The sequence below is a fragment of the Nostoc sp. CHAB 5836 genome, from assembly GCF_020829445.1.
Taxonomy (GTDB): domain Bacteria; phylum Cyanobacteriota; class Cyanobacteriia; order Cyanobacteriales; family Nostocaceae; genus Nostoc.
This window is the reverse complement of sequence record NZ_JAIVFV010000292.1, coordinates 1-4,686: the sequence shown is the minus strand read 5'-3', so window position 1 is coordinate 4,686 and position 4,686 is coordinate 1. Positions and strand designations below refer to the sequence as shown.

3 protein-coding genes are annotated in these 4,686 nt (G+C 44.4%); all 3 read left to right on the top strand.

Annotated elements, in window-relative coordinates; genetic code table 11:
- Window positions 1–1,265: 1,265 nt before the first annotated feature.
- Entirely contained in the window at window positions 1,266–2,369 is a 1,104-nt protein-coding gene (locus LC605_RS31040) for a septal ring lytic transglycosylase RlpA family protein (RefSeq protein WP_229551252.1), read from the top strand.
- Between the two features lie 169 nt (window positions 2,370–2,538).
- Window positions 2,539–4,146 carry a bifunctional pantoate--beta-alanine ligase/(d)CMP kinase gene (locus tag LC605_RS31035; RefSeq protein ID WP_229551251.1) on the top strand — a complete coding sequence of 536 codons (1,608 nt, stop codon included), beginning with the start codon at window positions 2,539–2,541 and terminating at the stop codon, window positions 4,144–4,146.
- Between the two features lie 80 nt (window positions 4,147–4,226).
- Window positions 4,227–4,400, top strand: coding sequence for a hypothetical protein (locus LC605_RS31030; RefSeq protein WP_229551250.1), 174 nt, complete (start codon window positions 4,227–4,229; stop codon window positions 4,398–4,400).
- Window positions 4,401–4,686 lie beyond the last annotated feature (286 nt).

The window sequence follows — 4,686 nt, the reverse complement described above, 5'->3', positions numbered from 1 at the left end:
GCAAGGAACTGAAGTTCCTTGCTAATAGCTGAAGTAATCTAAAAGATGACTAAATTCCTCAACAATCTTTAGTCTACTTCAGTAGACTTGAGCTATTAGCTTGGGAATTGATTCCCAAGCGGGTGATGAAGCCAACAGTGAAGCTAAACAAGCTTAAGTTGACACCAATGAGCTGTCATACGTGTCAACTTAAGCCTTGCCCAATGGAATTCGCGGCTATACAGGCTTTCGTCTGCCTGCGCGAACTAAGGTCAAATCAAGGTTTTGAAACCCAGACCGGTGGCTGAGAGTTTGTGTAGACAAGCCAGTGCGTTGGGCGGTTCTGCCGACTTGTTCGCGCAGCGTCTCCCCTTGGGAGAAGCAACTGGCGTGCGGTTTCTAACCGCCCGTTTCACGTTAAGTTGACACCAATGTGCAGTTCTACATCCCTACACCCACAAAGATTTTTCAAAAGATACCTTGCTCTCAAAAATCATCATGAAGCAAATACGCAGAAAAACTAATATTATCTGTATCTTTTTATACATTTACTAGCTTTTGTAGAAGCGATCACGAACATTTATTAATTTTTTCACGATTAATCGTGAAAAATATTGAGTTGAGTATTATCCCTTTTTTTATACTCAGCAATCCTGAGGCAAGGAGTCATATTTGTTACTAATATCCGTCTAGTTATATAGAGTAAAAGTTATGATTAATCTAAGTAGAACAAACTCTGAAAACAGATATTAAACTCAAACTGATCTGCATAATTATTTCAGATGTAACTCATGTCACAGCTTATTCATAGTTAAATCTAAATATTTGATTAAATAAGTAATTTTGAGTATTTATGCCGTTGCTATTTAAGAAAATTTATATTAATACTTTGTAGTAAGTAGCCAAAAAAGATGTTGTCTAAAATACACGGGTAGTTACGAGCCTTTAGAACCGATGTGAATAGAGCATCGTCATTTTGGTGTGCAATAAGCGTAAAATTTTTTAAGAAATTTTTGACTTGCCGAAAAAAGCGTTACATAGCCGAAGCCCTGAGTTGAGAAAGGTTTCGCCCTGAAAATGGGAATTGGAATTGGAAAAAGTGGGCGATAATTACGCTAAAACCCTGATCCCCAAGCTCAAAGGTTCATGTTAATCTGTTGCAGTTATAAATAAAAAGTGAAAACGGAACGAATTCGAGTTTAGCCGAAGGGAAGTAACTTTTGAAAAGTGAAAAATCCCGCAAATCATAAAACTTAAGTTCTTACAGTCGCTTTAAAAACGGACGCATGAATCAAAGACATTTGTGGACTATTGTTACCCTGTTTCTGACTGTTTTGGCCACACCCTCAGTTGGTTGCACTCAAACCACCAAGGGAAATGCGCTAGCTTCCCAAAAATCACCTACCCCTGATGTAGTGAAGGTGGGAGAATACCAATCCAGAGCAGGGAAACAAACCTTGGATGCTGTGATTACAGAAATTCATCATCACAACGTTAGAGGACGTAAGGCGGCAACCCTTTTTATCCGAAATATACCAGTTCTGACATTTTTGAGTTCTGTATCAAATACTAACCTTGAAAGTAAAAAAGTTGGTGAAATAGGAAATACTGGGGGCGTACAATTGTACGCCCTTATTACTAGAAATTCACTAAAGGTAGCGAATACTGGGAAGGTGACGGATGTGATTAACCAGATTAGCTCCGTTGACAATGATCCGGTTCAGGTAGCTGGTGTAATAGCAGCTAAGATCAACCAGTTGAATCGGGAAAATGTGGACGCGAGTAAGATTACCGTAAGTTGGAAAGCAGGGGGCGAATCTACAGCCAATCAAGCGCAAAACAAAGGCGTCCTTGTCCAGCAAAATGGCGATCGCTATGTAATCAAAATTAATGGCGACGAATTGGTCGAAATCAACGAAGGTACGCGGCTAGCTGATACCACCAACAATCTGGCCCAAGATGCATTGCAAGCAACTAATCGCCTGCGGAGACTACTAGGTAATGCATCTCCCCTAAAAGAGATTGCGAATTTACCAATGCGTCAACCCATATCAATGCCAAAGCTGCCTCAACAGATTGCCGCCCGAGCAGTGCGAGCCACCTTGAGAGGTATAGCTTCTTATTATGGCTATGACTTTTCTGGTAATCGTACTGCTAGCGGTCAGAGATTCAATCCAGAAGGAATGACTGCCGCTCATCGCAGCTTACCCTTTGGTACGCAAGTCCGTGTAACCAACACTCGCAACGGTCGTTCTGTAGTGCTGCGAATTAATGACCGAGGCCCATTCATTCGGGGTCGAGTCATTGACGTGTCTACCGGCGCGGCTCGAATTTTGGGAATGATAGGCAGTGGCGTAGCACCAGTGCATATTGAAGTCTTAGGGAAATAATCGAGCAGAGAGTTCTTAGCAAGGGAGAAGAGTTTTCCCCTCTGCAAGAGCAGCACCCCGCCTCTGTGCCTCTCAATGCCCATAACAATTCCTCTAGTTCAATCATCTCTTCCCTCATTTCAGATATAAACTAACGGGGGAGGGATCGATAAGAACTAGGGGTATTTTTGTGCGCCTGCTGACAACAGTCGCAGCTTTACGCTGCTATTTAACTAAACGCTGCTCAGAAAACAAGCTAATTGCAGTTACTGAGGATCTGAGACTAGATGAGATGACTGGCTGGTATCAGACGCCAGTCGGTCTGGTGCCAACGATGGGGAATTTACATCAAGGTCATTTAAGCTTGATCCAACGGGCGCGGCAAGAAAATTCTACGGTGATTGTGAGTATTTTCGTCAATCCTCTGCAATTTGCTCCTAACGAGGATTATCAACGCTACCCCCGCAGTTTAGAGCAAGACCAACAACTTTGCGAACAAGCTGGGGTAGATGCCATTTTTGCGCCGACTCCAGAAGAAATGGCAGTTCCCCAGAAGAGTATACAAGAATCAAAGGTTACACAAGTTATCCCCCCATCTGCTATGATAACAGGCTTGTGTGGTCGTTCTCGGCAAGGTCACTTTCAGGGTGTCGCTACGATTGTGACCAAACTTTTGAACTTGGTTCAGCCTGACCGTGCCTACTTTGGTCAAAAGGATGGTCAGCAACTGGCAATTATTAAACGCTTAGTAGCTGACTTAAATTTGCCAGTAGAAATTGTTGCTTGTCCAACAATACGGGAAGCCTCGGGTCTTGCCTTCAGTTCTCGTAATCAATATTTGACTGCAACGGCAAAAGAGGAAGCAGCGATATTATATCGCGGCTTGCGACGAGCTGAAGCTGCGTTCAAAACAGGCGATCGCAATAGTGAGAAGTTGATCGCAGTCGTACAGCAAGAAGTGGCAATGGTCAGTACGGTCTTAGTGGAATATATTGAATTGGTTGAACCGACTACGTTGATGTCTTTAGAAAAAGTTGAGGAGGAAGGAATGTTGGCGATCGCAGCTCGTCTTGGTGCTACACGTTTGATTGACAATACCATATTGCGCGATCGTCAACCCATTATCGCCATTGATGGCCCAGCCGGTGCTGGAAAGTCTACAGTGGCGCGTCAAGTGGCAGCAAATCTGAGTTTAGTGTATTTAGATACAGGAGCGATGTACCGTGCTGTCACTTGGTTAGTACTGCAAAATGGTATTGCCATTGATGATGAGTGTGCGATCGCCGAGTTAACTAACCAGTGTAAAATTGAACTTACTCCCACCCAGGATTTAGAATCGAGCCTGCGGGTTTGGATTAACGGTATTGATGTTACCGAGGTAATTCGCACCATTGAGGTAACATCTCAAGTATCGGCGATCGCAGCACAAAGCGCTGTACGTCAAGCACTGGTTAAACAACAGCAAAGTTGGGGTAAAAGAGGTGGTTTAGTCGCGGAAGGTCGGGATATCGGCACTCACGTATTCCCCGATGCGGAAGTGAAAATCTTCTTAACCGCTTCTGTGAGTGAACGCGCCCGTCGCCGTCAGCGAGACTTTAACAAACAAGGTCAACGGGAAGTGAGTTTAGAGCAGCTGGAACACGACATTGCCGAACGTGACTGGAAAGATAGTACACGCAAAGTTTCCCCTTTGCAGAAAGCAGCGGATGCGATGGAAGTTCAAACTGATGGTTTGGACGTGTCTGAAGTCACGGCACAAATCGTTAACTACTACCAGCAGCGTTTGTCTGAGTGGTAGTCATCTCCAATTCGCAATACTTCTCTACGAGAGGCTCCGCCAACGGCTACGCTCAGTACAAGGAGAGCAATGGGCTTCTCGTGGAGAAGCGAAACGTAGGCGAAGCCTTCCCAAAGGGTAGCAATTGCCAGGTTTTGGGATTGCTTCACTATTATCGCCGAATTTGGCTTCTGATCAAGAGTTGTTCTGCACTTGCCAGGATGAGCAGTGGCCCTGCGGATGCTCTGGCGATCGCCTCCATCGCCCAGTTGTGATTCACCAGGTCAGGGATCGCTGTAAAAAGCGTTAATGCAATGACGAGCCAAAGTAGGCCTATGACAAAAATCTGTTGCCAAGCAGGTTGATCGCGGGATCTCGCTTCGCTCCGGAGTGTGCCTTGACGCCAAAATGGAAAGGTACTGAGGAAAGTGCAAAGGTATGAGAAAACTTTAAATAAAATATAGTCTAACATAGTCAGATATAGTCCAAAATCCCGTCTGATGAAATTGTCTGATTCTGCTAAAACTTTGGGGATTTGCTACCTGAGGGCTTGGCGACATT